This window comes from Tepidimonas sp. HKU77, from assembly GCF_049728535.1.
In the GTDB taxonomy this organism is placed as follows: Bacteria; Pseudomonadota; Gammaproteobacteria; order Burkholderiales; family Burkholderiaceae_C; genus Tepidimonas.
The window spans coordinates 215,355-241,452 of sequence record NZ_CP187300.1; the positions used below are offsets into that span (position 1 = coordinate 215,355).

Consider the following 26,098-nt stretch of genomic DNA (forward strand, 5'->3'; position numbering starts at 1 on the left):
CCGGCCTGTGGCCATCCCGAGCGAATTTTTGCAGACGCTGCTGGCGCGCGTGGACCTCGTCGAGGTCGTCGGGCGCTATGTGCCGCTGCGCAAGGGGGGCGCCAATTTCGTCGGGCTGTGCCCCTTCCACGCCGAAAAGTCGCCCTCCTTCACCGTCAGCCCCAGTAAGCAGTTCTATCACTGCTTTGGCTGCGGCGCGCACGGCAACGCGATCGACTTCCTGATGGCGCACACGGGCGCCTCGTTCCCCGAAGCGGTGCGCGACTTGGCGCAGCAAACAGGGCTGACCGTGCCCGATGACGAGCGCTCGCCGCAGGAGCGCGCGCGCGCCGCAGCGCAGCGCCAGCGACAAGCCACACTGACCGAAGTGCTCGCACTGGCGGCACGCGCCTATCGAGCGCAGCTCAAAACGTCGCCGCGCGCCATCGACTACCTCAAACGCCGCGGCCTGACCGGGCAGGTGGCCAAGCGCTTCGGGCTGGGCTATGCGCCGCCGGGCTGGCGCTTTTTGTCCACCGTCTTTGCCGACTACCAGGACGAGCGGTTGGTGGAAGCCGGGCTGGTCATCACCAGCGACGACACCGGCGTGGCCGACGCCCCAGGCCAGCGCCGCTATGACCGCTTTCGCGACCGCATCGTCTTTCCGATCCGCAACGTCAAAGGCGAAGTGATCGGCTTTGGTGGCCGCGTGATCGACGCGGGTGAGCCCAAATACCTCAACAGCCCCGAGACACCCGTGTTTCACAAGGGCGAAGAACTCTACGGCCTGTTCGAGGCCCGCAGCGCCATCCGCCAAGCCGGGTGCGTGCTGGTGACTGAGGGCTACATGGACGTGGTGGCGCTGGCACAGTGGGGGTTCGAGCACGCGGTGGCGACGCTGGGCACCGCGTGCACGCCGGAGCACGTGGGCAAGCTGTTTCGCTTCAGCGACACGGTGGTGTTCGCCTTCGACGGCGACGCGGCCGGCCGACGCGCGGCACGACGCGCGCTGGAAGCCGCCCTGCCGCTGGCCACCGATACGCGCAGCGTACGCTTTCTGTTTCTGCCGCCAGAACATGACCCGGACAGCTTCGTGCGCGAGCGCGGCGCCGACGCCTTTGCCGCAGCGGTGCGCGACGCGACGCCGCTGAGCCGCTTTTTGCTGGAGGTGGCCGCCACCGATTGCGACCTGGACACGCCGGAGGGTCGGGCACGCTTGAGCGCGCAAGCGCAGCCGCTGTGGAGCGCCATGCCCGACGGTGCACTCAAGCGCCAATTGCTGCAGGAACTGGCCGACGCCATTGGACTCGAGGCGCGCGAGCTGGCGCAACTATGGGCGGCGCCCGGCCGGCACGGCGCGGTGGCCACCCGCGCACAGGCGCCCGAGCGGGCGGCGCCGCCGCGCCGCCCGCTGCCGCCGACGGGCGCCGCTCCCACCCAGCCCCGCTCTACCCCCGTGCGCGCCGCACCGTGCGCGGACTGCTGGGCCGCGCCGACCGGGTGGCGCGCATCGTGCTGGGCACACCGCAAGCGTGGGATTGGCTGACCGCCGACGACCACGCGCTGCTGGCCGCCGAACCGCCTCCCCACGGGCCGCTGTTCGCCTGGCTGGAGCGCCAGTGGCTGGAACATGGCCCTCAGCCCTGGGCCGCACTGCGCGAAGCACTGCGGGGAGAGCCGTTCGAGGCGCTGGCGGTGGCGCTGCACGACAGCGGACCGTGGCTGGAGCGCTTCGACGCCCCATCGGGCGATGGCGCGGCGGCGGATGCCGCCCCCGCAGACGAGGAGATCCGGCACGAGCTGCGTGAACTGCTGCGCCGCATCCGCATCGAAGCGCTCATGCGGCTGGAGACCGAGCTGATCGCCCGCGCCGCGACCGACCCGCAAGCGCTGGCTCGCTACCGCGAGGTGAACGCCGAACGTCGTTTGCTACAGAAAGACGACACTCTGCTATAATGAGAGGTTTCGCAAGCGCGACAGCAGCACCTCCGGACAGGGCCAGCCGACAGCCCGACCCGTCGATGGCAGGCACCCCGTGCACCGCCACCCATGTCGACCGGTCAGTCGGTCACGCGGGCCGCTCCCCCGCTGGCCAGGACGCCCACGGCGCGTCCGCCCCCGCAAGGACTGCACACCAAATGTTCGCCCACCCCTCTTGCGAAGCCGACGGGCCAACCCCACATGGGCATGGCTCCGCGGAGCCGTTTTCTCGTGTCTTTTTCTTCTCCGTCAGGCCCGCCCCCACGCCGGGCAGAAAGCGTTTGCCGTGAGTACCCGTTCCAAAAAAACCCAGAACACCGCCGAAGCCGTCAACGCCGAGGTCGCCGCGGTGGCCACCCCTGCGGCCTCGCCCGCACCCAAACCCACCAAGCGCACCCCGAAGGCCGCCAAGCCGGTCCCCGCTGCCACTGCCGTCGAGAGCGACGACACCGCGCCCCTGGCCGCCGAGGAGGCCGCCCCCGCCAAGGCCACGGGCAGCAAGTCCCGATCCGGTGCGGCCAAAGCCAGTACCACCAAAGCCCGCGCGGCCAAAGGTGGCGCCGCGCGTGGCCGCAAGCCCGCCGCAGCCAAGGCTGAGGACGACGTCTTCGACGACGCTGACCTGACCGACGACCTCGACGACGAGCTGATCGACGACGAGGTCGAGGCCGTGGCCGACGACCCAACCGGCAGCGCGGCCGAAGCAGCCGAGAAGGCCAAGCCGCTGCGCATGAAACTCAGCAAGGCCAAAGAGCGCGCCTTGATGAAGGAGTTCGGCCTGGACGACACCGTTCTGACCGAAGAAGAGGCCAAGCTGCGGCGCGAAAAGCTCAAGCAGCTCATCAAGCTGGGCAAGACGCGCGGCTACTTGACGCACGCCGAGATCAATGACCACCTGCCCGACAAACTGGTCGAGCAAGAGACGCTGGAGGTCGTGGTCTCGCTGCTCAACGACATGGGTGTGGCCGTCTATGACCAGACGCCCGACGCCGAAACCCTGCTGCTGACCGGCGCCCCCACCGCCGTCACCACCGAAGAAGAGGCCGAGGAAGAAGCCGAAGCCGCGCTGTCCACCGTGGACAGCGAATTTGGCCGCACCACCGACCCCGTGCGCATGTACATGCGCGAAATGGGCACGGTAGAGCTGCTCACGCGCGAGGGCGAGATCGAGATCGCCAAGCGCATCGAGCGCGGTTTGCACGAGATGATGGAAGCCATTTCGGAGTCGCCTGCCATCATCCACGACATCCTGGTCATGGCCGACGAAATCCGCGAGGGCAAGACCATCATCTCGGCGGTGGTGGACGGTTTTACCGACGCCGACGAAGCCGACGACTACGTCGCCGAGGAAGATTTCGACGACTACGAGGACGACGATGATGGCAAGGGCGGCTCCAAGGCGCTGACGCGCAAGATGGAGGAGCTCAAGCGCGAGGCGCTACAGCGCTTCGACGCCATCCGCGCGCAGTTCGACGAGCTGCGCGAAGTCTACGAGGCCGAGGGCTGGGGCACGCCGCGCTACCGAGCGGTGCAGGCGCGCATCACCGAGACCTTGATGACGATCCGCTTCACCGCCAAGGCGATCGAGACGCTGTGCGACAAAGTACGCCAGCAGGTCGAGACCGTGCGTCGCATCGAGCGCGAGCTGCGCCGCATCATCGTGGACAAGTGCGGCATGCCGCAAAAGAAGTTCATCGCCGAGTTTCCGCCCAACCTGCTCAACCTGCAGTGGGTGGAACGCCAAGCCGCGGCCAACAAGCCGTGGAGCGCGGTGCTGGGGCGCAACATCCCCGCCATCCAGGAGTTGCAGCAAAAACTCATCGACCTGCAAACGCAAGTCGTGGTGCCGCTGGAGCAGCTCAAGGCGATCCACAAGCGCATGAACGAAGGCGAAGCCATGTCGCGCGACGCCAAGCGCGAGATGATCGAGGCCAACCTGCGGCTGGTAATCTCGATTGCCAAGAAGTACACCAACCGCGGCCTGCAGTTCCTGGACCTAATCCAGGAGGGCAACATCGGCCTGATGAAGGCGGTGGACAAGTTCGAGTACCGGCGCGGCTACAAGTTTTCCACTTATGCCACTTGGTGGATCCGGCAGGCCATTACGCGCTCGATCGCGGATCAGGCGCGCACCATCCGTATCCCGGTGCACATGATCGAGACCATCAATAAGATGAACCGCATCTCGCGCCAGCACCTGCAGGAGTTTGGCGTGGAGCCCGACGCCTCGATCCTGGCGGAAAAAATGGGGATGCCGGAGGACAAGATCCGCAAAATCATGAAGATCGCCAAGGAGCCGATCTCGATGGAGACCCCCATCGGCGACGACGACGACAGCCACCTGGGCGACTTCATCGAGGACACAAGCAACGTGGCACCGGTCGATGCCGCCATGCAGGCTGGCTTGCGCGAGGTGGTCAAGGAAATCCTGGACACCCTAACCCCGCGCGAGGCCAAGGTGCTGCGCATGCGCTACGGCATCGAAATGTCCACCGACCACACGTTGGAGGAGGTGGGCAAGCAGTTCGACGTCACGCGCGAGCGCATCCGCCAGATCGAGGCCAAGGCGATCCGCAAGCTCAAGCATCCCAGCCGCTCGGAGAAGCTGCGCAGCTTCCTCGATAACCCGTGACGTCCGAGGGGCCATCGCCCCTTGGCGGACGGCCGTTGGGCAGCGGATCCAGCGCTCAGCGGACCCGAAAGCGCGCTGGAAACAACATCTGGCTGTCGGCCGGATTCTCGGTGTCCCGCTTGATCAAGCCCATGCCGTGCGCCGCGAACAGCATCCGCAGCTCCTTGAGCGTGCATCGGGGTAGAGCCAGCGGTTGCCGATCTTAACGGTATTGCTGCCACCGCAGCGGGCACGGTAGCGGCGGTGCACACCGGATGTTCCGGCACGCGCTCTAGGCCCCAGCCCGACCAACCCGACACGCGAGATCGAGGGTGCGGTCGAATGCACACCCGCACCGTCTGCGGGCATGGTGGGCTTCACGACGTCAGCCATAGCGCAAACAAGGTAATACCAGGAAACGCGGCCAAGATCGCCGTACGCACCAGGTCGCTGACAACGAACGGCAGCACCCCGCGGTAGGTGTGTTGGATCGGCACATCGCGCGCCAAGTTGTTGATGACGAACAGGTTCATGCCCACAGGCGGCGTGATCAGGCCCACTTCGACCATGATCAACACCAGAATGCCGAACCAGATGGCCGTCTCTTCGGGCGTCAAGCCGAAATCCAGACCCATGATCATCGGAAAAAAGATCGGGATGGTCAGCAGGATCATGGACAGCGAGTCCATGACACAGCCCAGCAACAGGTAGATCACGAGCACCGCCGCCAGCACCACCCACGGGCTAAGGCCCTGGCCGATGACCCATTGCGCCAGCTCCTGCGGCAGTTGCGACAGCGCCAAAAACGTGTTGTACAGGCCGGCACCGAGCACGATCATGAAGATCATGCCCGTGGCCACCGCGGTGCCATAAATGGCTTCGCGCAGGGTGCGGGCGTTGAGGCCACCGGCCAGCCAGGCCGCCAACCCTGTTCCGAAGGCCCCGACGGCCGCCCCCTCGGTGGGGGTGAAGATGCCGCTGTAGATACCCCCCACCACGGCCAAAAAAATCACGATCACCGGCCACGTTTGGACGAGTGCCTTCCAGCGTTCGGCCATGGGCGCGGGCGCCATGCGCCCGGCGCTGCTCGGCCGAGCCCGCACGTACAGCGAGATGACGATGAGGTAGCCCACGGCCGCCAGCACGCCAGGGATGAAGGCGGCCAGGAACAGCTTGGCGATGTTCTGTTCGGTCAAGATCGCGTAGATGACGAGCACCACGGAGGGGGGAATCAAGATGCCGAGCGTGCCGCCGGCAGCCAGACAGCCCGTGGACAGCGCCCCCGAGTAACCGGCGCGGCGCAGCTCGGGCAAGGCCACCTGCCCCATGGTGGCGGCCGTGGCCAGCGACGAGCCACAGATGGCGCCGAAACCCGCACAGGCACCGACGGCCGCCATGGCCACGCCACCGCGCCAGTGGCCAATCCAGGCTTCGGCCGCCTTGAACAGCGCGCGCGACAGGCCGCCCAGTGCCGCGAACTGCCCCATCAGCAAAAACAGCGGCACGACCGAAAGGTTGTAGTTCGAAAACGTGGTGAACGTGACCTGCTTGAGCTGATTGAGCAGGGGCGCCGGCGTGCCGTAGATGAGCACCGCCCCGCCAATCCCACAGAGGGCCATGGCCAGCCCGATGGGCACGCGAATGAAAATGAGCGCCAACAAGACCGGAAACGACCATGCGGCCAGTTCGATCCCCGTCATGTCAATGCGCTCCCGCGGATGCCACCGGCCAACCCTGCGGGTAGCGCGCCAGCCCCAGATCGATCGCTACCTTGGCCGCGTAGGCCAGGCAGCCAATGGCAGCACCGACCACACACGCGGCATACGCCCACCAAACGGGCAGCTGCAGGATGAAGGTGGTCTCGAGGTATTCGCGCTTCTCCAGCATGCCATCCCAAAGCCGCCAGGTCAGCACCGCCCACAGCAACAGCATGAGCACGTCACACACCAAGGTCAGCACGTGCTGAACGGCGCGTGGCAAGTGGTGGTAGAGCAGGTCGACGGTGGCATGTCCGCCGCGCAGAAACGTCCACGGCAGAAACCAAAAAACCGCCACACCCGTGCCCAGCTCGACGAGTTCGAAGTCGCCCGGCACGGGGCCCAGCCCCAGCCCAGTGAGCGCGCGACCCGTGACGCTGATGACGACCATGACCGTGATCGCCACGAGAACCAAACCGCCGGTCAAGGCCGACCAGCGGGCCAGCCGAAAAACCCAATCCGTCATCATGGTATTCCGTGAAAAAACCCGGCCCCCCAGGCCGGGGGCCCCGCCGATGCCGATGGAACGCCCGAGGCGAGCACACGCGCCCGGGGCGACGAAGTTTACTGGTCCTGATCGCCAGACCGGGCGGGCAACACGGTCCCCCGGCATTCGCCAAAGCCGATGCGCACTGCGCCGGACGCCTCGCACCAGCCGCGCAGCACGACAGTGTCGCCGTCCTCCAGGAAGGTGCGCGCTTCGCCGCTGGGCAGCGTCAGCGGCTGTTTGCCGCCCTGCGTCAGCTCGATGAAAGCGGCGGCCTGTTCGGGCTGCGGGCCCGAGAGGGTGCCCGTGCCCAACAAGTCGCCGGGCTGCAGGTTGCAGCCGTTGACGGTGTGGTGCGCCACCATCTGCCCCAGCGTCCAGTACGCATGGCGGTAGTTGGTCTGCGCAGCGGGGTGCGGCGGCAGGCCTTGCTCTGCCATGCGCACCGTCTGCCACGCGATCTCGAGCTGGATGTCGACAGCCCCCTGCTCGCGCAGGCGGGGATGGTCCAGGTAGGGCAAGGGCGGGGGGTGATCGGCTGAGCGCTCGAACGGGACGCGAAACGGCGCCAGCGCCTCCAGCGTCACCACCCAAGGCGAAATCGTGGTGGCGAAGTTTTTGGCCAGGAACGGGCCCAGCGGTTGGTATTCCCAAGCCTGAATGTCGCGCGCTGACCAGTCGTTGAGCAGCACGATGCCAAACACGTGCGCCTCGGCCTCGGCCACGGGGATGGGCTCGCCCAGCGCGTTGCCAGGGCCCACAAAGACGCCGAGTTCGAGTTCGATATCCAGCCGCCGACTGGGTGCCAGCACGGGCGCTGCAGCGTCGGGGGCCTTGATCTGGCCGCGCGGGCGGCGAAACGCCTGCGGCGACACACCGATGCTGGAGCTACGCCCGTGGTAGCCGATCGGCACCCAGGTGTAGTTGGGCAGCAGCGGATTGTCGGGCCGAAACAGGCGCCCGATGTTGGTCGCGTGATGGATGGAGGTGTAGAAGTCGGTGTAGTCGCCGATGCGGGCGGGCAGCCCGTACTCGGCCTCGGCCTGCGGCATCAGGCAGGGCTCGACGACGGCGCGCAGCGCACTGCCCTCGCGCAGCGCGTGCGACAGCGCCAGCCGCAGCGCGCTCCAGTGCGCGGGGCCCAAGCCCATCAGCGCGTTGAGCTGGGGCTCGGCCCCCGCCGCCAGGGCCTCGGCCGCCAGCCCGTCGAACGGATGTGCGCGGTGCAGCGCGGCGAGATCGACGATGGCGTCACCAATGGCCACGCCGCCGCGGAAAGGCTCTCCGGTGCCACGGCGACGTACGCTGGCAAACGGCAGGTTCTGGATGGGAAAGTCGTGGCCGGGCTGGTTGGCGCTGGCGACCCAACTGCGCAGGGCGGGATCGTGGGTTTCGTTGATCAGGGACATGACAGGGTCAAGCGGCAGTGGTGGCGAGGGTGTTGGCCCGCGCCAGCGTGATCGCCTCGGACAGCACGGCGCGGTCGCCGACGTGGTTGGCCAGGATCAACACCAGTTTGGCCAGAAACATCTCCGCCTGCTCGTCGGTGAGGTCGCGCTGGGCGTTGATCAATTCCTCGTAAAAGGCGTCGGGCTCGGGGATGTGGGGTTGGCGGTTCAGCGGCATGACAAGCTCCGAATGAGGGCGCGGCGCACAGCCCGGTTCAAACCCGCACATGCGCCAGCGCACGCGCCAGGGCGGCCTGGACAGCAGCAGCGTCGAAGCGGCGCCAGCGCGCGGCGACGTACTGGTCGGGCCGGATCAGGTAGACCGTGCCGGGCTGGCCGTCGTAGCGCTGCGCGAGCACGCCCGTGGGGTCGTGCAGGTCGCGGCCCACCTGCAGCACCCGCGCCTCGACGCCGCCCACGCGCACCGGCTCAGCGGGCCCAAAGGCCAGCAGCACGAAGCCATCGCCCAACTGGTTGAGCAGCCATGCGGGTCGACCGTCAACGTCGATCGGGGCATCGGCGCAATTGGTGCCCGGCGTCATGCGCCCGGCAAACGGCTCCGCATCCGGGGTGTTGAGCGGGGAGTTGATATACGGGGTGGGCGTCGAGAGCCGCCCGCTGTTGACCAGCGGGCGCGCAAACGGCTCGGTGCGCGCCAGCTCCAGCACCGCATTGCGCAGGCGCAGCGAGGTGCGGCTCTTGGGCGTGATGAAGTCCGTCGAGCGCGTGGAGTTGCGCAGGTTGTCGTCGGCGGCAAAGGCGCGCTCGTCGTGGTACGTGTCCAGCAGGGCCTCGGGCGCGTCGCCGTCCAGCACGGCCTTGAGCTTCCAACTCAGGTTGTCGCAGTCCTGCACGCCGCTGTTGGCCCCGCGCGCACCGAACGGCGAGACCTGGTGCGCCGCGTCGCCCGCGAAGATCACGCGGCCGTGGCGGAAGCGGTCGATGCGCCGGCAGGCGAACTGATACACCGACACCCACTCCAGCTCGAACGGCACGTCCGGCCCCAGCATGGCCTGGATGCGCGGGATGACGCGCTCGGGCTTTTTCTCCTCGTTGGGGTCGGCGTCCCAGCCGAGCTGGAAGTCGATGCGCCAGACGTTGTCGCACTGTTTGTGCAGCAGCACGCTCTGGCCGCGGTGGAACGGCGGGTCGAACCAGAACCAGCGCTCGGTCGGAAAGTCCGCCTTCATCACCACGTCGGCGATCAGGAAACGGTCCTGGAAGAACTGGCCGGTGAAATCCGCGCCGATCAGGCGGCGCGTGTCGCTGCTGGCGCCATCGCAGGCGATGAGCCACGACGCCTCGGTCTTGAAGATGCCGTCGGGCGTCTCGATCGTGAGCACCACGTGGTCGGCCTGCGGCTCCAGCGCCAGCACCTTGTGCTTCCAGCGCAAGTCCACCAGGGGCGACTCGTCGCAGGCGCGCACCAGCCGCTCTTCCAGGTAGTACTGCTGCAGGTTGATCATCGCCGGCATCTTGTGGTGGTCTTCCGGCAGCAGGTCGAACTGGTAGACCAGCTCGTCGCGGAAGAACACCTTGCCCACCTTCCACTGAATGCCCTGGGCGACGAAGTCCTCGGCCACCCCCAGGCGATCCCAGATCTCCAGCGGCCGCTTGGCATAGCACACCGCACGCGAGCCCACGCTGACCGTGTTGTTGTCGTCGAGCACGACGGTGGGGATGCCGCGGGCGGCACAGTCCAGGGCCTGCGTCATGCCCACGGGGCCGGCGCCGATGACGACGACCGGGTGGCGCACCCGCAGGCCATCGCGCTGCTCGTCGCTTTGCCGGTAGGCGTACTGCGGATAGGTGTAGGTGTGCAACATGTTCAGTCGACGGCGTGGAACTCTTTTTCGTGCATCCAGGCGGCGTGCTTGGGCGCCCGCTTGGTCCGGGCCCATTCGTCCAGCATCTCCCACTTCACGGCGTCGAGTTTTTCGTACATGTCCGGCGTGCCGACGTCGGCCGCCAGCTCGATGCGGTGACCGTTGGGGTCGAAGAAGTAGATGCTCTTGAAGATCGTGTGGTCGGTGATGCCGACCACCGGGATGCCGGCGGCCTCCAGCCGCGCCTTGGTCTCCTCCAGCGTCTGCACGCTGTCCACCTTGAAGGCGATGTGCTGCACCCACTCGGGGGTGTTGGTGTCGCGCCCCATGGCCGGCGAGTTGGGCAGCTCAAAAAACGCCAGCACATTGCCCTGCCCAGCGTCGAGGAACACGTGCATGTACGGATCCGGCGCCTTGGTGGAGGGCACCTGGTCCTCGGCGATCGCCAGCACGAAGTTCATGTTCAGGTGCTTGACGTACCACTCGACGGTTTCCTTCGCGTCCTTGCAGCGGTAGGCGACGTGGTGGATGCGTTGAATCTGCATGATCGGTCTCCTCTCGGGTGGCGAAGGCGGCATCAGCCTTCCAGGGTTTCCCACATCTGGCGGTCGCGCTCGGCGGTCCAGATGCGGGGGTCGGGATATTGCGTGGCCTCGTCGTAGCAGCGCGTCACGTCGAAGGGCATGCAGTGGTCGAAGATCACCCAGTGGCCGTACTTGGGCTTGAGGCGCTCATAGGTCTCGCGGTAGACGGTCTTGAGGTCCTTGCCGGCGGCCACCCCCTCCTGCACGCAGGCGTACACGTCCGAGATGAAAGCCCGTGTTCCGGCCAAACCGGCTTGCACCTGCTCGGGCGTGACCAGCGCCGCCCCGCGCCCCGGCACCAATTTTTCGGGCTGCAGCGCGGCGATGTTGTCGAGCGTGCGCGGCCAGTCACGAAAGTACGCATCTCCCGCGTAGGGCGTGGCGTCGAACTCGACCAAGTCACCCGAGAACAGGATCTTCTCTTGCGGCAGCCACGCCACGGTGTCGCCCTTGGTGTGGCCACGCCCCAGTTGCAGCAGTTGCACTTCCAGCTTGCCCAGCCAGATCGTCATCTTGCCGGTGAAGGTGATGGTCGGCCACGTCAGGCCCGGCGGCACCGACTCGACGGCGCGGAACAGACGCGGAAAGCGCCCTATCTCGCTGGCTTTGTCGGCCTCGCCGCGCTCGACGATCAGGTCGTAGGTGTCCTGGCTGGCGATGATGTGCTCGGCCTGGTAGGCCGATGCCCCCAGCACGCGCACCGCGTGGTAGTGCGACAGCACCACGTACTTGATGGGCTTGTCCGTGACCTCACGGATGCGGCGGATCACGTCTTGCGCCATCACGGGGGTGGCCTGCGTGTCGATCACCATCACGGCGTTGTCGCCGATGATGATCCCGGTGTTGGGGTCGCCCTCGGCGGTGTAGGCGTACGCGTGCTCGGACAGGCGGGTGAAGCTGACCGGTTTGTCTTCGAGGTCGGCCTGGCTGGCAAAAGCTTTTCGGCTCATGGAGAACTCCGTGGGCGCTGGCATCGTCGTTCACGCATGCCAAACGCATTTGTCATACAACAACGCACATCATACGCGACCATGTTGTACCATGTCCAACGAATTTGACTCCGTATAAACCCGAACCCAAGGATCACGCGCGTGCTCAGCGCGTGTGAGTCGATACGATTGGTCCCATCATGAGCACGCTCCCCCCCAAACGCACGCGCCCGGCGACGAGCGGTATCCCTGCCGACGGCTCGGAAGCGCGCGGCTCGCGCGGCATCCAGAGCGTGGAGGTGGGCGGTCAACTGCTCAAGGCTCTCGTGCGCAGCGGCACCGCCTTGCCGCTGAAGGATTTGGCACGCGCCGCGGGCATGACGCCCGCCAAGGCACACCCGTACCTGGTGAGCTTTGGCAAGCTGGGGCTGATCGAGCAAGACCGCGTCAGCGGCCACTATGGGCTGGGGCCCCTGGCGTTGCAGCTGGGGTTGATCGGGCTGCAGCAGGTCGATCCGGTGCGCCTGGCCGTGAGTGAACTGCCGGCGCTGGCGCAAGCGGTCGGCTGCACGGTATCGGCGGCGGTGTGGGGGCCGATGGGGCCGATCATCGTGCATGTGGAACACGGCCCTACGCCGGTGCACGTGGCCGTGCGGCACGGCACGCCCGCATCGCTGCGGCACACCGGCACGGGCAAGGTGTTTGCGGCCTTCGCCCCCGCGGAGGCGGTGGCGGCGGCGCTGGCGCGTGAGGGCGAGGCCGCCGCGTTGGACGATGCGGGGTTTCAGGCCGAGCTGGCAGCCATCCGGCGCGAGCGCGTCAGCCGCGTGCGCGACGAACTGCTGCCGGGCATCAGCGCCATGGCGGTACCGGTCTTCGATGGTTTGGGGCGGTTGGCGCTGGTCATGGCGGCCATCGGCCCCAGTGCCTGGCTGGATTTGGCCCCGGGTAGCGCCCAAGCGCAGGCGCTGCAGGCCGCCGGTGAGCGGCTGTCGGCGCGGTTGGGTGCGGTCTCACCCGAACTCGAGCGGCCCTAACGACCGAGAAAACGGGGCGCGCGGCGCTGCCCAAACGCAGCCCGCCCTTCGGCGAAGTCGGCACTGGCATAGGTCGCGGCCGCACGTGCCTCCCACCGCGCGGGCTGATCCTCACCCAACGCCATTTCCTGCAGCGTCTGCTTCATGCCCTGCACCGCCAGCGGCGCCAGTGCAAGCACCTGCTCGCAGCGTTGGCGCACGGCCGCAGGCAAGTCCTCGGCCGGCACACACTCGTCCAAAAAACCCAACGCCTGCAGCGCGGCGGCATCGAGCGGCTGCCCCAGCAAAAAAAGGCGCCGCGCCGCCCGCAGGCCAATCGTGGCCACCGCACGCCGCAAGCCGCTGGGATAGTAGTGCAGCCCCAGCGCCGCGGCGGGCATGCGCAGCTCCATGCCCTCCACCCCGAGGCGAAAGTCACACGCCAGCGCCAGATCGGTCGCGCCGCCATAGACACTGCCGTTGAGCGCTGCCATCGTCACCGGCCGGGCCGCCGCCACCGCGTCGGCCGCAGCAGCGAACGCCCGCACGGCAGCCCCGGCATCGTCGCCGAAGGCGCCCACGTGAAAACCCGCGCTGAACACGGGTGCGTCCGAGCGCACGCGTGCCGCCAGCACCAGCACGCGCACCACGGGGTCGCGATCGACGGCTTGCACGTGCCCGATCAGGGTCCGCAAGTCCTCGTCGTGTAAGCGGTTGTGGTGGCGGGGACGGTTGAGCGTGATCGTGGCCACGCCACCGTCCACGGTCAACAAAGGGGGAGTGCCGTCGTCGTGCATGTGCGGAGTATGCCGCGGGCCGACGCCCCGAAGGCGCGATCGATGCGCCTCACACCCGGGACGCCGGGCGCCAACGCCGCTGCCATGCGCGGTACAGGTGGTCGGCCAGGCGGTAGCTCGCGGCCTGGTGTACCGCCGTCGCCGCGCGCATCGCCGCCGGGTCTTGCACGGTATCGGGATGTGCGCCCACCGCGTGCGGATAGACCGGGCCCGGATCCCCTAACCAGTTCTCGATCTTCAGCGGCGTGATCTCGATGTGGAATTGCATGCCCAGATGGGGACCGAGGGTGTAGGCCTGCACCGCACACGCAGGCGAGGCGGCCAGCACCGTTGCCCCGGGTGGCAGCTCGACCACCCCATCGTAGTGCCACTGATACACCACGGGTTGCGGATCGTCGCCCAGCCATTCGCGGGCGGCGGCACTGCCACCGTGCCGGATGGGCAGCCACCCGATTTCGGGCTGCGGCAGGCGCTGCACACGCCCGCCCAGGGCACGCGCCATCAACTGTCCGCCCAGGCAATGGCCAATGACGGGGATGCCGAGCGCATCGGCCTCACGAATCAACGCCTCGGCATGGCGCAGCGACGGTCGGTCGTCGTTGGCGCTCCACTCACCGCCGAGCACCGCGAGCGCCCGGTAGCCGGCGACCGTTTCCGGATAATGCTCGCCCGCTTCCGCACAGAAGACGTCCCAGCGCGCACCCACGGCATCCAGCCACGTAGCCAGATACCCTGCGGGATCTTCGAGGGTGTGCTGCAACACGAGCACGTCGGTGGGGGCGTGATTCGCCGGCTGGCGATCGTCAGCGGTGTTTGGCATGGTGGCACGATGGTAGCCGCCGGCCCTGCGCGCCCACTCGGATCGTGGTGCCAATCCGGCCCCGATGCCGCAGTCCACCCTACCGCCGGTGGCGATGGCCGTGCTGGCGTCAATCCGGCCCCATCGGCGCCACGACCACCCGCTGGCATTGCCGCCCCAGCAACGGGCTGCCCAGTGTGATGACGTCGCCCGGCTGCAGATAGACCGGGGGCCGCTGCCCCATGCCCACGCCCGGTGGGGTACCGGTCAAGATGACGTCGCCGGGCTGCAAGCGCATGAAGCGGCTGAGATAGCTGACCAGCTCGGCCACGCCAAATACCATCGTGCGGGTACTGCCGCGCTGGCGTGGTGCCCCGTTGACGTCGAGCCACAGATCCACGGCCTGCGGATCGGGGATCTCGTCCGTCGTCACTAGCCACGGCCCCAGCGGACAGTGCGTAGGGTAGCTCTTGCCCTTGATCCACTGCCCCTCCATCTCCAGCTGGTGGGCGCGCTCGGACACGTCGTTGGCCAGACAGTAGCCGGCCACCACCCGCAACGCGGCGTCGGGGGGCACGTGCCAGGCGGGCTGCCCGATCACGACGGCCAGCTCCACCTCCCAGTCGAGCTTGGCCGCCCCCGGTGGCAGCCACACGTCGTCATCCGGGCCGCTGACGGCGCCCGTGTGCTTGCTAAACACGATGGGCTGCCGCGGCAGCGGCAAACCCGCCTCAGCGGCATGGTCGGCATAATTGAGGCCAATTGCCAGCACGTTGCCGATGCCGCCCACCGGTGGACCGAGGCGGGCGTCGGGGGCTACCAACGGCAGCCGGGTGGGATCGATGCGCGCCAGCCGCGCCAGTGCATCCGGGGTCAGGGTCGAGGCAGTGAGGTCACCAATGATGCCACCGAGGTCGCGCCGCTGCCCGCTGGCGTCCAGCATCCCCGGGCGCTCGTCACCCGGTGGGCCGTAACGAAACAGTTTCATGTCTTTACTCCGCGGGCCAGGGGGCCCTTGAAAAAGGGCCCAAGCGCCCCCATACAGGATCGATAGTTTCGTCCTTTTTTACGGATTGTCGCGACACCATGACCGATACGCAAACCCCAAACACCGAATCCCCGTCCACCGCCGACGCCGCACCGGCCGCCGGTGCCACGAACGCGTCTGCCGGCGCATCCGCCACCGGCAACGGCGCCGACCTGCAAAGCGAGCTGCAACAGTTGCGCCAGCGCAACGCCGAGCTGAACGAGCAAGTGCTGCGTGCCTTGGCCGACGCCGAAAATACCCGCCGCCGCGCCGAGGAGGAGATCGCCAAGGTGCGCAAGTTTGCCGTCGAGGCCCTGGCCGAGAGCTTGCTGCCGGTGGTGGACAGCCTGGAGGCCGGCTTGGCCGCACAAGACGCCACGCTGGAGCAAATCCGCGAGGGCACGCAAGCCACCTTGCAGCAGTTGCTCGCCGCGCTGGCACGGCACAAAATCACCCCCATCGTGCCGGCGCCGGGCGACCGTTTCGACCCCCATCAGCACCAGGCCATTGGCATGGTGCCCAGCGACCAGCCGGCCAACACCGTGGTCGCGACGCTGCAAAAGGGTTACCTGATGGCCGAGCGCGTGTTGCGTCCCGCGCTGGTCACGGTGGCGGCTCCGCAGTAACGCGAAGCGCACTGCGGGCCCGCGCCTCCCCTTGAATCCGACGCGGGTGCCCTCATCTAATTCATAGATCGCGGATTGAACCGCCATTTCCACACATTCAGGAGCATTTTCATGGGCAAGATCATTGGTATCGACCTGGGCACCACCAACTCGTGCGTGGCCGTCATGGAGGGCGGCACGCCCAAGGTCATCGAAAACAGCGAGGGCGCGCGCACCACGCCCTCCGTCGTCGCGTACATGGAGGATGGCGAGATCCTGGTGGGCGCGCCCGCCAAGCGCCAGGCCGTCACCAACCCGAAGAACACCTTGTTCGCCGTCAAGCGCCTGATCGGCCGCAAGTTCACCGAAAAAGAGGTGCAAAAGGACATCGAACTGATGCCCTATAAGATCGTGCCGGCCGACAACGGTGACGCCTGGGTCGAGGTGCGGGGCCAAAAGCTCGCGCCGCCGCAGGTCAGCGCCGAGGTGCTGCGCAAGATGAAGAAGACCGCCGAGGACTACCTGGGTGAGCCAGTGACCGAGGCCGTCATTACGGTGCCGGCGTACTTCAACGACGCGCAGCGCCAAGCCACCAAGGATGCCGGCCGCATCGCGGGGCTGGAGGTCAAGCGCATCATCAACGAGCCGACGGCGGCCGCGCTCGCCTTCGGTCTGGACAAGGCCGGCAAAGGCGACCGCAAGATCGCGGTTTATGACCTGGGCGGCGGCACGTTCGACATCTCGATCATCGAGATCGCCGACGTCGATGGCGAAAAGCAGTTCGAGGTGCTCTCGACCAACGGCGACACCTTCCTGGGTGGAGAGGACTTCGACCAGCGCATCATCGACTACGTCATCACCGAGTTCAAGAAGGAGCAAGGCGTCGATCTGACCAAGGACGTGCTCGCGCTGCAGCGCCTGAAAGAGGCCGCCGAGAAGGCCAAGATCGAGCTGTCCAACAGCTCGCAGACCGACATCAACCTGCCCTACATCACGGCGGACGCGACGGGGCCGAAGCACCTCAACATCAAGCTCACCCGCGCCAAGCTGGAGAGCCTGGTGGAAGACCTCATCGAGCGCACCATCGAGCCGTGCCGCATCGCCATCAAGGACGCGGGCATCAAGGTCAGCGACATCGACGACGTGATCCTGGTTGGCGGCATGACGCGCATGCCCAAGGTGCAGGAGAAGGTCAAGGAGTTCTTCGGCAAGGATCCGCGCAAGGACGTCAACCCCGACGAGGCGGTGGCCGTGGGTGCGGCCATCCAAGGCTCGGTGCTGGCCGGTGAGCGCAAGGACGTGCTGCTGCTCGACGTCACCCCGCTGTCGCTGGGCATCGAGACCATGGGCGGCGTCATGACCAAGATGATCAAGAAGAACACCACGATCCCGACCAAGTTCAGTCAGGTGTTCTCGACCGCCGAGGACAACCAGCCGGCGGTGACGATCAAGGTCTACCAGGGCGAGCGCGAAATGGCGGCGGGCAACAAGCTGCTGGGCGAATTCAACCTGGAGGGCATCCCGCCGGCGCCGCGCGGCATCCCGCAGATCGAAGTCACGTTCGACATCGACGCCAACGGCATCCTGCACGTCAGCGCCAAGGACAAGGGCACGGGCAAGGAAAACAAGATCACCATCAAGGCGAACTCCGGCCTGACCGAGGAGGAGATCGAGCGCATGGTGAAGGACGCCGAGCTCAACGCCGCCGAGGACAAGAAGAAGGTCGAGCTGGTGCAGGCGCGCAACCAGGCCGATGCGCTCATCAGCAGCGTGCGCAAGAGCCTCAAGGAGTACGGTGACAAGCTCGAGGCGGGCGAGAAGGACAAGATCGAAGCGGCGATCCAGAGCCTGGAGGAGGCCGTCAAGGGCGACGACAAGGCCGCGATCGAGGCCAAGACCGAAGCCCTGATGCAGGCCAGCCAGAAGCTGGGTGAGAAGATGTACGCCGACAGCCAGGCTGCCGCGCAGGCGGCCGGCGGCGGGGCCGCTGGCGCGGGCGGCGCGGCGGGCGGCGCCAGCGCCGCTGCCGGGGCCGACGACATCGTCGATGCCGAGGTCAAGGAAGTCAAGCGCGACTGATCCCGCTTGCTCGCCCACTCAGCGCCGCGCAGGGGGCTCGTCCCCCGGCGCGGCTTTCGTCCTAATGACACCCGTGGACCGACATGGCCAAACGTGACTACTACGAAATCCTGGGCGTGGCCCGCAACGCCAGCGAGGACGACATCAAGAAGGCGTACCGCAAGCTGGCCATGAAATACCACCCCGACCGCAACCAGGGCGAGGCGGCCAAGGCGGCGGAGGAAAAGTTCAAGGAGGTCAAGGAAGCCTACGAGATGCTGTCCGACCCACAAAAGCGCGCCGCGTACGACCAGTACGGGCACGCCGGGGTCGACCCGAACCTGCGCGGTGGCGCGGGCGGTGGTGACGGTTTCGCAGGCTTCTCGGAAGCGTTTGGCGACATCTTTGGCGACATCTTTGGCGCCCCGCGCGGAGCGCGCGGCCGCCAGATGTACCGCGGCAGTGACCTGTCGTACGCGATGGAGATCACGCTGGAGGAAGCCGCCCGCGGCAAGGAGGCGCAGATCCGCATCCCGAGCTGGGAGGATTGCGACACGTGCCGCGGCACGGGTGCCAAGCCCGGCACCAGCGCCAAGACCTGCCCCACCTGCCACGGCAATGGCGTCGTGCAGATGCGCCAGGGCTTCTTCAGTGTGCAGCAGACCTGCCCGCACTGCCACGGCAGCGGCAAGATCATCCCCGAGCCCTGCCCGACCTGCCATGGCGAGGGCAAAATCAAGCGCCACAAGACGCTGGAGATCAAGATTCCCGCGGGCATCGATGACGGGATGCGCATCCGCTCCAGCGGCAACGGCGAGCCGGGGCGCAACGGCGGCCCACCGGGCGACCTCTATATCGAGATCCGCATCCGCAAGCACGAGCTGTTCGAGCGCGATGGCGACGACTTGCACGTGCAGGTGCCCATCAGCATCACCACGGCAGCCCTGGGCGGCGAGGTGGACGTGCCGACGCTGGACGGCAAGGCCACCATCGACATCCCGGAAGGCACGCAGCATGGCAAGACCTTCCGCCTGCGCGGCCGCGGCATCAAGGGCGTGCGCTCCAGCTACCCTGGTGACCTGTACGCCCACATCGCGGTCGAGACGCCCGTCAAACTGACCGAGCACCAGCGCCGCCTGCTGCGGGAGCTGGACGAGTCGTTCAAAAAAGGCGGCCACAAACACAGCCCGAACGAAAAGGGCTGGTTCGAGAAGGCCCGCGATTTTTTCGGGTAAAGGGGCACGAGGTCCAACGGCGGGCCTCCTCTGCCCTGCGCCGCCTGTGGCGCCCGCCGCCACGCTGACGCAGCCACGGGCGCTGTTGCGCCGTGCGTTACCATGGACGCATGGACGTGCGCATACAGTTTCTAGGCGGCGCCGGCACCGTCACCGGCTCCAAGTACTTGGTGCAACACGGCAGTGACGCGCTGCTGGTGGACTGCGGACTGTTTCAGGGCTACAAAGCGCTGCGCCTGCGCAACCGCACGCCGTTGCCGATCGTGCCCAACCAGATCCGGGCCGTGGTGCTCACGCACGCCCACATCGACCACAGTGGCTATCTGCCGGTGCTGGCGCGCGAGGGGTTTCACGGCAAAGTCTGGTGCACCCACGCCACACGCGACCTGTGTGAGATCCTGCTGCCCGACAGCGCGCACCTGCAGGAAGAAGACGCCGCCTTTGCCAACCGGCATGGCTTTTCCAAGCACTCGCCGGCACTGCCCCTGTACACAGTAGAAGACGCCCAACGCGCACTGCGGCTGCTGCGGCCGCAGCCGCTGTACCAGCGTTTCGAGCCGATCCCAGGCTGGCAGGTGCAGTTCTTTGGCGCGGGCCACATTCTGGGCGCGGCGTCGGTGCTGATCGAGGTGGGTGGCCGCCGGCTGCTGTTTTCGGGCGACCTGGGTCGGGCGGACGACACCCTGATGTTTCCGCCCGACCCCCCGCCTGCGGCGGATGCGGTGGTGGTCGAGTCCACCTACGGCAACCGGCTGCACCCCGCGGGGAATCTGATCGATGAAATCGCCGACCCACTCGCGCGCGCGGCCGCCCGCGGCGGCACGGTGGTCGTGCCGGTCTTTGCGGTGGGGCGCGCGCAGGCGCTGCTGCACGCGATCGATGTCCTCAAGCGCCAACAACGGCTGCCCCGGGCACTGGCCGTGTACCTGGACAGCCCCATGGCCATCCAGGCCACCGCGCTGCTGGCCCGCCACCTGGGCGAGCACCGCCTGAGTGCGGCGCAGGTGCAGCACATGACGCAGGCCGTGCACGCGGCCCGCACCCCTGACGAGTCGAAAGCGATCGCGCGCCACCACGGCCCCAAGGTCATCCTGGCCGGTAGCGGCATGGCCACGGGGGGGCGGGTCCTGCACCACCTCAAGCTCTACCTGGGCGATCACCGCCACATGGTGCTGCTGACCGGCTACCAGGCTCCCGGCACCCGGGGCGACAGCCTGTTGCGCGGTGCAACCACGCTGCGCATCCACGGCCAAGACTGGCCCGTGCAGGCTGAAGTGGTTCAGCTCATGACCGCCTCGGCCCACGCCGACGCGGACGGCTTGATGGCGTGGCTGCGCGCCATTCCGGGCACACCGCGCCGCGTCTTCGTCACCCACGGCGAAGCCGATGCCGCCGACGCCCTGCGCTGCCGCATCGAGCGCGAACTGCGCTGGCCAGCGCTGGTGCCGGAGCACGGCGCGACGTGGGCGGCCTGACGGCCGCCACGCCTGGCATCGCTTCAACCGCCGATCACGCCCCCGTCGGTGCGCCGGATGACCACCGTCGCCGAACGCGGCCGTGCACCCGGTGTCGGCCACTGCGAGAAGGCCGTCGGGTTGCGGGCGATCTGGTTGTCGGTGAACGTACTCCCATCTGGATTTTTCGGCCGGTTGGGATGGCTACCGAGTTCACCCGGGTGCTGGATATTGACGAACATGGTCTTGCGGTCGGGCGTCCACGTCACGCCCGTGACCTCACAGCCAGACGGACCCACCAGAAAACGTCGGATTTCCTTGGTCACCGGATCGGCAGCCAACATTTGGTTGTTGCCCATCCCAGCGAAATCACCCGTGTTGCTGAAACTGCCGTCGGTTTGAATCCACAGCCGACCAAATGCGTCAAATGCCAACCCATCCGGGCTGTTGAAGAGGTTATTGGCATTGATGTTGCTAGTGGGCGCGCGGTCCCCCGTCACGGAGGGTTGCCCCGCCAACACAAAGATGTCCCACTCGAACGACGTCGCCGCGGGGTTGTTGCCCGCTTCGGTCCAACGCACGATGTGGCCCCAGACGTTGTTGGCACGCGGGTTGGCCTCATCCACCGGGGGACGCGCGGAACCGGCCACCGTGGTGCCATCGGGCTTGTTGGATGACGCCGGGCTCGACCCGCGACGGTTATTATTGGTCAACGTCACATAAACGTTACCGGGGTTCTTGGGGTTGACCGCCACCCATTCCGGACGATCCATCATGGTCGCCCCCACGGCATCAGCCGCCTGACGCGCTTTAATGAGGATCAGCGCCTGCACCTCTGCGTCGCTGGCCGCGGCGAAGTTGGGGTTGTCCCGCAACGCCTTGCCATCGACACCGATCGTAGATGGAACGAGCGGGATCCACACCCCTGTGCCCATGCGGTCACCCGCTTTCGCGCCCGCGTCGAATCGGGCGACGTACAATGTACCCGACTCCAGCAGGCGCCGATTGGCACTGCTGTAGGGCTGTGATTTGTCGAAAGTACCGCTCGAGACGAATTTGTAGATGTATTCGTTACGCTCGTCGCACCCCATGTAGACGACCACTTTGCCGTCTGGGGAGATCGAGTAGGCAGCATTCTCGTGCTTGAATCGGCCCAGCGCCGTCCGTTTCACCGGCTTGGAGGCCGGGGAGAACGGATCGATCTCGACGATCCAACCAAAGCGATTGGGTTCGTTGGGATTCGCATTGACATCGAAGCGTGGATCGACCGTATGCCACAGATATCCAAACCCGTCCTTGGTGATGCCATAACGGCTTTCCAGCGCGGTCGGCGTGCGGTCGCCATTCCAGCCGAAATAGCCGTTGAAATTCTCTTCACACGTCAGGTACGTACCCCAGGGCGTCCAACCGTTGCCGCAGTTGTTGAGCGTCCCCAAAACTTCCGTACCCGTAGGGTCGGCCGCCGTACGCATCAACGGGTGGCCGGCAGCCGGGCCCTGAATGGTGATCGGCGTGTTGCCATGGATACGACGATTGTAGGGCGAGCTCTTGACATGCTCCCACGATCCGTCCGATTTCCGACGGACATGAGCCACGGTGACGCCGTGTGCCGCTTGCGCTTTGCGGGCCTTTTCCAACGTGAATGGCAGCAGCCAGTTGGCAGGGTCGGTGTCGGACGTGATCGCATACAAATATTCCAGGTTCACGTATTCATGATTGAACACCAACAAACCTTCGTCGCTGCGCTCGCCCGGGCCGTTCCCGGTGGAGTTGAAGCCGAAGAAATGGATACCGTCGTGGTTGTCACCCACCTGCAGCTCTTGCTCTACCGCGGTGTTGCTGGCATCGGACTTCCAGGCGGGCCCGTTGGCGTTGATCGGCTCACCCCACGGTAAAATGGCGGTCGCAACGTAACCGGCCGGCACCACCACGGCGTCGCCCGACGCCGCCGCCACGGCGGTAAAGCCCAGCATGCGCTCCGGCTCCTCGCTGTCGCTATCACCGCCCCCGCAAGCGGACAACATGCCCAAGAACGGTAGCGCCGCCGCGCCCAAGCCACCCAGCATCAGGCGGCGGCGGCCTGGATCGACCGCGAGTGAGCGGTCGACCACCTCTTGCAGGTGCACACCACGGGAAGGGTTGGACACGCCATCGTCGTCCAGCAGGCTTTGCGCCATGACAGTTCTCCTGGTAGTTTGAACAAAGCGCCGCCAGTGTGGATCGATCACGTGAAAAATCGGTGACAAACGGGGTCGGGCTCGCGTCAAGCTGGATCAGCGCCCCGCTGCGTCGCCTCGGCCAAGAACCGCCACAGCGCCTCATCCTCGCAGAAGGCGACATTGAAGCGCAGCCAGGGGCTGGGCGAGAGGTCCAGCCCGAACAGGTGCCCGGGCCCCAGCAGGATGTCCTGCTCCGCGGCCTGATAGGCCAGGGTCGAGGCATTCTCGATGGCCGGATGGCGTGCCCACAAAAACATGCCCGCATGGGGTTGCGCAAAGAGGTGGAATCCGAGGCGCTCGAGCCGCTCTGTGGTGCGCTGGTGCGCCTCGGCCAAGCGCTGGCGCAGCGCGCGCAGGTGCTTGCGCCAACGCCCGTCGATCAGGGCCCCATAGGCCAGGCGCTCGGCAAACTCCGACGACGTCAGGCCCGAGATCATCTTGAGCTGCGCCAGATCCTCCAGCACGTCCGGGTGCGCCGCCACGTAGCCCACGCGCAGGTTGGGCGAAATGGTTTTGGAGAAGCTGCCGATGTGCACCACGCGCTGCAGCTGGTCCAGGCTGGCCAGCGAAGGGCGCGGCTCCGGGTCCAGGTCGGCGTAGATGTCGTTTTCCACCACCCACAGTTGGTGACGCTCGGCGAGTTGCACCACGCGGTGCAGATGCGACAGGTGTGCCACCGATCCCGTCGGGCTTTGTAGCCGCGGCTGGGTAAAAAACACTTTGGGTCGGTGCGCCTGAATGCGCTCCTCCAGCAGCGTCAGATCCCAACCCTGCGGGGTGCGCGGTACGCCGATCAGGCGCGCCCCCAAAAAACGCAGCGAAAACAGCAGGTTCGGATACCCCGGCTCGTCCACCAGCACGGCGTCGCCCGGCTGCACCAGACGGCGCGCCACCAGGTCCATCGCCTGGCTGGAGCCGTGCGTCAGCAGCACCTGATCGCTGGTCAGCACGATTTCCTGCTCGGCCAACAGGTCACGGACCAACTGGCGCAGCGGGGTCAAGCCCTTGGGCTCGCCATAGCCGCCCAGATCGACCGTGTCCCCGGCAAGCGCGCGCAGGCTGCGTTTGAGGCCATCGCCAAACAGCCAATCACCGGGCAGCCAGCCGCAACCCGGCTTGAGCCGCAAGTTGCGGTTTTCGAACACCCGGCGCAGGTACCACATCGAGTCGAAGTGGTACTGCGGGCCGCGGTCGGCCGACGGTTCGGCGTGGCTGTCGCGGCTGCGCACGAAAAATCCCGAGTGCGGCCGTGACACGAAGTAGCCCAAGGCCACCAACCGGTCGTAGGCATCGACCACGGTATAGACGCTGACCCCGTGCGCATGCGCGAATTGCCGAATCGAAGGCGCCTTGGCGCCCGGGCGCAGCGCCCCGCTGCGAATCAGGTCCCGAAACCCATCGACGATTTGTTGCACCAGGGGCGTGGGGTGTTGGGGGTCGAGCGTGAACATCGTGTTGGGGGCTGTATCGGGCACGGCGGCAGTACAGTGCATCGACCGCCGCCCATCGGCTGTATATGGTATCGGGGCCGCCCACCCCTTTACAGTCAAGGCTCGACCAGGGCCGCGCGTTTTCATGCCCGCGCCGCCCCCCGACCCGCCGTTGACGCCCCGCACCCCCGGAGACACCTCATGCACCGCGATCCCCAACTGTCCACCGCCGCCAAAACCAACGCCACGCTGATGGCGCGCCGCCGCGCCGCCCTGCCCGCGGGGCTGGGACAGACCTACGAAGTTTTTGCCGAGCGTGCCGAAGGCGCCGAAGTCTGGGATGTCGAAGGCAAGCGCTACATCGACTTTGCCGGCGGCATCGCCGTGCTCAACACCGGCCACCGGCATCCCAAGATCGTCGAAGCCGTCAAGGCCCAACTGGACAAGGTGCACCACACGTGCTTTCAGGTACTGGCCTACGAACCGTACGTCGAGCTGGCCGAGCGCCTGTGCGCCAAGGCACCCGGTCATTTCCCCAAGAAAGCGTTCTTCCAGTCCACGGGGGCAGAGGCGGTCGAAAACGCCGTCAAGATCGCCCGTGCTGCTACTGGGCGACAGGCCGTCATCGCCTTTGGCGGTGGCTTCCATGGCCGCACGCTGCTGGGCATGGCGCTCACCGGCAAGGTGGCGCCCTACAAGGCGGGCTTCGGCCCCTTCCCGGCCGAGATCTACCACGCGGAGTTTCCCAATCCGCTGCACGGCATCTCGGTCGATGACGCGCTGCGCAGCCTGCACCACCTGTTCAAATACGACATCGAGCCCGAGCGTGTTGCGGCCATCATCCTCGAGCCCGTGCAGGGCGAAGGCGGCTTTTACGTCGCGCCGTTCGAGTTTGCACGCGCCTTGCGCGAGCTGTGCGACCGCCACGGCATCGTCCTCATCGCCGACGAGGTGCAAACCGGCGCGGGTCGCACCGGCACCTGGCTGGCATGCGAGCAATGGGGCGTGGCGCCCGACCTCATCACCATGGCCAAGAGCATGGCGGGCGGCTTTCCCATCGCCGCGGTCATCGGCAAGGCCGAGATCATGGACAAGCCCCTGCCCGGGGGGCTCGGCGGCACCTACGCCGGCCACCCGCTGGCTTGCGTGGCCGCGCTGGCGGTGCTCGACGTGTTCGAGGAAGAAAACTTGCTGGCCCGCTCGCGCGCCATCGGCGAGCGGCTGCGTGCGGGGCTGACGGCGCTCATGGGACAGCACCGCGAGATCCTGGACGTGCGCGGGCTGGGCGCCATGGTCGCCATCGAGCTGTTCGAAGACGGCGACATCAACCGCCCGGCGGCGGATCTGACCAAGCGCCTGTGCGCCGAAGCGCTGCAGCGCGGCTTGGTGCTGCTGTCGTGCGGCTTGTACGGCAACGTCATCCGCATTCTGGTGCCACTGACCGCCAGCGACGCACTGCTGGACGAGGGCCTGGCCATCATGGGCGAGGCGCTGAAGGCGGCAAAGAGGAGCGGTCAAAATCCGTGAAACAGGAAATCGAGCGCTGACGCGATGGCGTCATGGTGGTCGGCGAGATTGCCTACCCGCTGCCGCCGCACGCGGCGGGGTACGGCGGCCAACTTGGGAGTCTCCAGAACCACCGTGATGCCCCCGACATCGAAGACGGGCATCAGTCGCTCGGGTGGCGCCATACCACTCATGGTATCGAGCCGGCGCAAAGGGATCACCACCGTGGTGTGCAGTCCGTCCAGCAGATCATCGGCGCTCTCGCTCGCCGCGCACCACCTCGCGTAAGTACGCATCACAGAGCTGGTGGAGGCTGTGCACATGGTCGGCAATCCCGCAACCGAACCGGCC

At 66.9% G+C, this 26,098-nt stretch carries 22 protein-coding genes; 9 read left to right on the forward strand and 13 right to left on the reverse strand.

Going from position 1 to position 26,098, the window contains the following annotated elements:
* Positions 1-7: 7 nt before the first annotated feature.
* The 3 genes from dnaG (at position 8) to rpoD (ending at position 4,591) form a co-directional block, all read left to right on the forward strand.
* Complete coding sequence (gene dnaG / locus ACPP3B_RS00940) at positions 8-1,525, forward strand: DNA primase (protein WP_424859468.1); 1,518 nt, start codon at positions 8-10, stop codon at positions 1,523-1,525.
* Positions 1,450-1,935: a hypothetical protein gene (locus ACPP3B_RS00945; protein ID WP_424859469.1), complete on the forward strand. Its 486-nt coding sequence runs from the start codon at positions 1,450-1,452 to the stop codon at positions 1,933-1,935. The genes dnaG and ACPP3B_RS00945 overlap by 76 nt, the downstream gene beginning before the upstream one ends.
* 310 nt (positions 1,936-2,245) lie before the next feature.
* A complete protein-coding gene (rpoD, locus tag ACPP3B_RS00950; protein WP_424859470.1) occupies positions 2,246-4,591 on the forward strand; it encodes an RNA polymerase sigma factor RpoD in 2,346 nt (781 codons plus the stop codon).
* A gap of 356 nt (positions 4,592-4,947) precedes the next feature.
* Here the strand turns inward: rpoD and ACPP3B_RS00955 are convergent, their stop codons facing one another.
* The 7 genes from ACPP3B_RS00955 to ACPP3B_RS00985 form a co-directional block, all read right to left on the reverse strand.
* Positions 4,948-6,270: a TRAP transporter large permease gene (locus ACPP3B_RS00955; protein WP_424859471.1), complete on the reverse strand. Its 1,323-nt coding sequence runs from the start codon at positions 6,268-6,270 to the stop codon at positions 4,948-4,950.
* A 1-nt stretch (position 6,271) separates the two neighbouring features.
* Positions 6,272-6,796, reverse strand: a complete 525-nt coding sequence (locus ACPP3B_RS00960) for a TRAP transporter small permease (protein WP_424859472.1) — start codon at positions 6,794-6,796, stop codon at positions 6,272-6,274.
* A gap of 95 nt (positions 6,797-6,891) precedes the next feature.
* Entirely contained in the window at positions 6,892-8,223 is a 1,332-nt protein-coding gene (gene fahA, locus ACPP3B_RS00965; RefSeq protein WP_424859473.1) for a fumarylacetoacetase, read from the reverse strand.
* Positions 8,224-8,230: 7 nt separating this feature from the next.
* On the reverse strand, positions 8,231-8,440 hold the full coding sequence (locus ACPP3B_RS00970; RefSeq protein WP_299020588.1) for a DUF2783 domain-containing protein: 210 nt from the start codon (positions 8,438-8,440) through the stop codon (positions 8,231-8,233).
* A 37-nt stretch (positions 8,441-8,477) separates the two neighbouring features.
* Positions 8,478-10,088 carry an FAD-dependent oxidoreductase gene (locus ACPP3B_RS00975; RefSeq protein ID WP_424859474.1) on the reverse strand — a complete coding sequence of 537 codons (1,611 nt, stop codon included), beginning with the start codon at positions 10,086-10,088 and terminating at the stop codon, positions 8,478-8,480.
* 2 nt (positions 10,089-10,090) lie between these two features.
* Entirely contained in the window at positions 10,091-10,633 is a 543-nt protein-coding gene (locus ACPP3B_RS00980; protein ID WP_424859475.1) for a VOC family protein, read from the reverse strand.
* 32 nt (positions 10,634-10,665) lie between these two features.
* Positions 10,666-11,622, reverse strand: a complete 957-nt coding sequence (locus tag ACPP3B_RS00985; protein ID WP_424859476.1) for an MBL fold metallo-hydrolase — start codon at positions 11,620-11,622, stop codon at positions 10,666-10,668.
* Between the two features lie 179 nt (positions 11,623-11,801).
* Between ACPP3B_RS00985 and ACPP3B_RS00990 the strand changes: the two genes are divergently transcribed.
* Positions 11,802-12,638 carry an IclR family transcriptional regulator gene (locus tag ACPP3B_RS00990; protein ID WP_424859477.1) on the forward strand — a complete coding sequence of 279 codons (837 nt, stop codon included), beginning with the start codon at positions 11,802-11,804 and terminating at the stop codon, positions 12,636-12,638.
* Here ACPP3B_RS00990 and ACPP3B_RS00995 read toward each other — a convergent pair.
* The 3 genes from ACPP3B_RS00995 to ACPP3B_RS01005 form a co-directional block, all read right to left on the reverse strand.
* Positions 12,635-13,414 carry an enoyl-CoA hydratase/isomerase family protein gene (locus ACPP3B_RS00995; protein ID WP_299019819.1) on the reverse strand — a complete coding sequence of 260 codons (780 nt, stop codon included), beginning with the start codon at positions 13,412-13,414 and terminating at the stop codon, positions 12,635-12,637. The two genes, ACPP3B_RS00990 and ACPP3B_RS00995, sit on opposite strands and share 4 nt — an antisense overlap.
* 49 nt (positions 13,415-13,463) lie before the next feature.
* Complete coding sequence (locus ACPP3B_RS01000) at positions 13,464-14,234, reverse strand: type 1 glutamine amidotransferase (RefSeq protein ID WP_299019822.1); 771 nt, start codon at positions 14,232-14,234, stop codon at positions 13,464-13,466.
* Between the two features lie 109 nt (positions 14,235-14,343).
* Positions 14,344-15,201: a fumarylacetoacetate hydrolase family protein gene (locus ACPP3B_RS01005; protein ID WP_299019824.1), complete on the reverse strand. Its 858-nt coding sequence runs from the start codon at positions 15,199-15,201 to the stop codon at positions 14,344-14,346.
* Between the two features lie 98 nt (positions 15,202-15,299).
* Here ACPP3B_RS01005 and grpE point away from each other — a divergent pair, with 98 nt between their 5' ends.
* From grpE to ACPP3B_RS01025, 4 genes are all read left to right on the forward strand, one after another.
* Entirely contained in the window at positions 15,300-15,866 is a 567-nt protein-coding gene (gene grpE / locus ACPP3B_RS01010; RefSeq protein ID WP_299019826.1) for a nucleotide exchange factor GrpE, read from the forward strand.
* Positions 15,867-15,977: 111 nt separating this feature from the next.
* Entirely contained in the window at positions 15,978-17,924 is a 1,947-nt protein-coding gene (gene dnaK / locus ACPP3B_RS01015) for a molecular chaperone DnaK (RefSeq protein ID WP_299019828.1), read from the forward strand.
* A gap of 83 nt (positions 17,925-18,007) precedes the next feature.
* Positions 18,008-19,138, forward strand: coding sequence for a molecular chaperone DnaJ (gene dnaJ / locus ACPP3B_RS01020; protein WP_424859478.1), 1,131 nt, complete (start codon positions 18,008-18,010; stop codon positions 19,136-19,138).
* A gap of 110 nt (positions 19,139-19,248) precedes the next feature.
* Positions 19,249-20,613: an MBL fold metallo-hydrolase gene (locus ACPP3B_RS01025; RefSeq protein WP_424859479.1), complete on the forward strand. Its 1,365-nt coding sequence runs from the start codon at positions 19,249-19,251 to the stop codon at positions 20,611-20,613.
* A 23-nt stretch (positions 20,614-20,636) separates the two neighbouring features.
* Here the strand turns inward: ACPP3B_RS01025 and ACPP3B_RS01030 are convergent, their stop codons facing one another.
* Both ACPP3B_RS01030 and ACPP3B_RS01035 read right to left on the reverse strand, forming a co-directional pair.
* The gene (locus tag ACPP3B_RS01030) at positions 20,637-22,769 is read right to left on the reverse strand and encodes a PhoX family protein (protein WP_424859480.1); all 2,133 of its coding nucleotides are present in this window, start codon (positions 22,767-22,769) and stop codon (positions 20,637-20,639) included.
* 86 nt (positions 22,770-22,855) lie between these two features.
* Positions 22,856-24,262 carry a PLP-dependent aminotransferase family protein gene (locus ACPP3B_RS01035; RefSeq protein ID WP_424860206.1) on the reverse strand — a complete coding sequence of 469 codons (1,407 nt, stop codon included), beginning with the start codon at positions 24,260-24,262 and terminating at the stop codon, positions 22,856-22,858.
* Between the two features lie 180 nt (positions 24,263-24,442).
* Between ACPP3B_RS01035 and gabT the strand changes: the two genes are divergently transcribed.
* Entirely contained in the window at positions 24,443-25,768 is a 1,326-nt protein-coding gene (gabT, locus tag ACPP3B_RS01040; protein WP_299021585.1) for a 4-aminobutyrate--2-oxoglutarate transaminase, read from the forward strand.
* Here gabT and ACPP3B_RS01045 read toward each other — a convergent pair.
* Complete coding sequence (locus tag ACPP3B_RS01045) at positions 25,756-26,070, reverse strand: CcdB family protein (RefSeq protein WP_299021587.1); 315 nt, start codon at positions 26,068-26,070, stop codon at positions 25,756-25,758. The two genes, gabT and ACPP3B_RS01045, sit on opposite strands and share 13 nt — an antisense overlap.
* Positions 26,071-26,098: the final 28 nt, after the last annotated feature.

Coding starts and splice junctions, on each gene's coding strand:
- ACPP3B_RS00955 (WP_424859471.1), bottom strand. CDS start 6,270: ATGACGGGGATCGAACTGGCCGCATGGTCGTTTCCGGTCTTGTTGGCG.
- ACPP3B_RS00960 (WP_424859472.1), bottom strand. CDS start 6,796: ATGATGACGGATTGGGTTTTTCGGCTGGCCCGCTGGTCGGCCTTGACC.
- fahA (WP_424859473.1), bottom strand. CDS start 8,223: ATGTCCCTGATCAACGAAACCCACGATCCCGCCCTGCGCAGTTGGGTC.
- ACPP3B_RS00970 (WP_299020588.1), bottom strand. CDS start 8,440: ATGCCGCTGAACCGCCAACCCCACATCCCCGAGCCCGACGCCTTTTAC.
- ACPP3B_RS00975 (WP_424859474.1), bottom strand. CDS start 10,088: ATGTTGCACACCTACACCTATCCGCAGTACGCCTACCGGCAAAGCGAC.
- ACPP3B_RS00980 (WP_424859475.1), bottom strand. CDS start 10,633: ATGCAGATTCAACGCATCCACCACGTCGCCTACCGCTGCAAGGACGCG.
- ACPP3B_RS00985 (WP_424859476.1), bottom strand. CDS start 11,622: ATGAGCCGAAAAGCTTTTGCCAGCCAGGCCGACCTCGAAGACAAACCG.
- ACPP3B_RS00990 (WP_424859477.1), top strand. CDS start 11,802: ATGAGCACGCTCCCCCCCAAACGCACGCGCCCGGCGACGAGCGGTATC.
- ACPP3B_RS00995 (WP_299019819.1), bottom strand. CDS start 13,414: ATGCACGACGACGGCACTCCCCCTTTGTTGACCGTGGACGGTGGCGTG.
- ACPP3B_RS01000 (WP_299019822.1), bottom strand. CDS start 14,234: ATGCCAAACACCGCTGACGATCGCCAGCCGGCGAATCACGCCCCCACC.
- ACPP3B_RS01005 (WP_299019824.1), bottom strand. CDS start 15,201: ATGAAACTGTTTCGTTACGGCCCACCGGGTGACGAGCGCCCGGGGATG.
- grpE (WP_299019826.1), top strand. CDS start 15,300: ATGACCGATACGCAAACCCCAAACACCGAATCCCCGTCCACCGCCGAC.
- dnaK (WP_299019828.1), top strand. CDS start 15,978: ATGGGCAAGATCATTGGTATCGACCTGGGCACCACCAACTCGTGCGTG.
- dnaJ (WP_424859478.1), top strand. CDS start 18,008: ATGGCCAAACGTGACTACTACGAAATCCTGGGCGTGGCCCGCAACGCC.
- ACPP3B_RS01025 (WP_424859479.1), top strand. CDS start 19,249: ATGGACGTGCGCATACAGTTTCTAGGCGGCGCCGGCACCGTCACCGGC.
- ACPP3B_RS01030 (WP_424859480.1), bottom strand. CDS start 22,769: ATGGCGCAAAGCCTGCTGGACGACGATGGCGTGTCCAACCCTTCCCGT.
- ACPP3B_RS01035 (WP_424860206.1), bottom strand. CDS start 24,262: ATGTTCACGCTCGACCCCCAACACCCCACGCCCCTGGTGCAACAAATC.
- gabT (WP_299021585.1), top strand. CDS start 24,443: ATGCACCGCGATCCCCAACTGTCCACCGCCGCCAAAACCAACGCCACG.
- ACPP3B_RS01045 (WP_299021587.1), bottom strand. CDS start 26,070: ATGTGCACAGCCTCCACCAGCTCTGTGATGCGTACTTACGCGAGGTGG.